We start from the raw sequence: 2113 nt of genomic DNA, 5'->3' as shown, positions 1-2113 counted from the left end.
TAAGGCATGGCCCATTCAATGTTTGCTAAAAGGTCTTTCCCTTCGCTGACATAGTAATAAGGTATTTCCGAATCTAAACGGATAAGAACCCCCGATTTGGAGCCCGCATTATCAGGAAGGAAAATTGTGTTATTCAGTTTGTATCCTTTTATATCAACAGGAACTGCGATCTTGGCACCTATCCTGGCAAGAGAGGCCTTACTCCTAATTTCTTGTCGTAAGTTTTCATCATTTTCTATTTGAAGTAATACGAATTTAATGGCATGTAAATAGGTTTGTTTTTTCTGTTCATCGGAGAAGTCTTGATAACGTATGCCACGATCAAAATCAAAATGTTCTGACTCTAGAGTCGCGGGGACTGGTACTGTACCAGGTTCTTGATGAGATTGAGCGGTAGCCTCATTCACCACTGTCCGTTTACGTCTGACTCGGGGTTGGTCGGAAGTCGGGTCACGATTATCAGAGAACGGCTTAACATCTGTTTGTTGCTGTAATGACGATGAATGACTCACCGGCTCGACTTCTCTTTCGTTCGCCGCAGCATTCGCCCATGCAGCATTATCATTTTCGGCCGCCATTTCGCCCCAGTGCGCTTGCGGAAGTGTTTCCTCATTAGCGTCACCAACATGTTCGTTAACGTACTGTTTATCGAAAATAACGCCGCTTTCACTTCCCTCTGATTGCCAGGCCCTGCGTATCCCTTTAAAAGCAGCCGTAGAAGTGCCATCAATCACAGAATCAAAAAGCATCCCCCCCGGTGAGTCCATTTTTATTTTTTCCTTTTTTTTCCCTTCCGCTATTCGTTGATAAACCGCACTAAATGTTTTCTCTCTACTCCCGACATGTAAATTATACAAAGTTGCGCCTGCAGCCACCCAAGAACCGGCTGCAAACTTGACCACCCCAGGCACTGGTGCCGTAATTAAATTAAAGCCAAGTTGCTTTAATTTCTTTTCTAGCAAGCCATAAATAGCCTTATAGGGCTTATCGTGACCGGGCATGGTATAATTGTTTACCTTGTTAACGTTGTAAGGTATTTTTATCGATGCCTTAAGGATTTTATATGGCACTCGAGCAAGATTAGACAAGTTGAATGCCACCGTATTCAATGCCTGCTCAAAAGACAGTTCAATAACGATACGAGCTCCCCCGTGTGAGATCCTCTTTTGCCCCCACTTCACAATATACTCAACAAGATCCTTTTCTAATGCAGTATATTGCTCCGGACTCATCGGTAATCTCAATTCATCATTGCGGGCATTTTCAAGCTCACCGGCAAGCCGGGTGGCGAAGAGATACCCCTCCGGGTCTCCGGTTGAAAGAACCCCGTCTAACAGACCCTGTTTTTTCAGTGAGGAAAATGCATGTTCTGCATCAAGCGGCGGATAATTGCTCAGGTTCTGTTCTTTGGCAAGATTAGCCCAATGTTTGGCAAGGCGTGAGCCCCGAGAATATTCATCCAACGGCCTTTCGGTAAGCCGTGCGGACTCTGCCGATATATTTTCCTTAACCTTTGTCGCCAGCAATTGCGCATAGCCAACCTGTTTTTTAGCTTCGGCAAAGTCGCGTGTGGGGGATGCTACTGCCAGTAGGGCTTTATCCAAGGCAGCAATACTCGCAGTGAGGTCCTTGGCAATATCCGGCAGCAGTTTATCCACCGCCTTTAGGGAGGGGGCAACATCGGGGAGGTGTTCAACAATCATTTTCAGAACAGCAAACCGCTGCCGCCGAAGCATATTCTGAATATTCTCGGTTGTGTTACCCAGACGCGCCAAAACGGTCTGAGCGTGGTTGATATCACCGCCCAGCAACTGCTCCAGCACCGCCACTTTTGCTGTCAGTTGGTTTTCGGGTTTTTCCTGTTCAAGGCTGTCATTCACCCATTGCCTGACCTGTGCATCCATTTCATCCTCACCCGGCTGACTGACCGAAATATCGCTGCCCTCTTGTTCATTTCCCTTGCCAGGCGTCACAGCGTAGGATGAAAGTATCCCTTCTATTTTTTGCAGCTCATCCACTTTTGACAACAGCGCAGCGCTGGCGTATTGAATTTTTATTGCCGGCTGTTGCCACTGCCATAAAATGCTTCTGATGATGGAATCGGCAATGACGT

At 46.6% G+C, this 2113-nt stretch carries 1 protein-coding gene; it reads right to left on the bottom strand.

The features are described 5' to 3' along the window. A partial coding sequence (locus V2A85_RS23165) for a hypothetical protein (protein ID WP_420072495.1) occupies positions 1-2113 on the bottom strand: 2113 nt, incomplete at both ends.

The sequence above is a fragment of the Yersinia sp. 1252 StPb PI genome (genome assembly GCF_048593885.1).
In the GTDB taxonomy this organism is placed as follows: Bacteria; Pseudomonadota; Gammaproteobacteria; order Enterobacterales; family Enterobacteriaceae; genus Yersinia; species Yersinia enterocolitica_E.
Note: the sequence above shows the minus strand (reverse complement) of the source record. Positions and strands in the feature narration are given on the sequence as shown.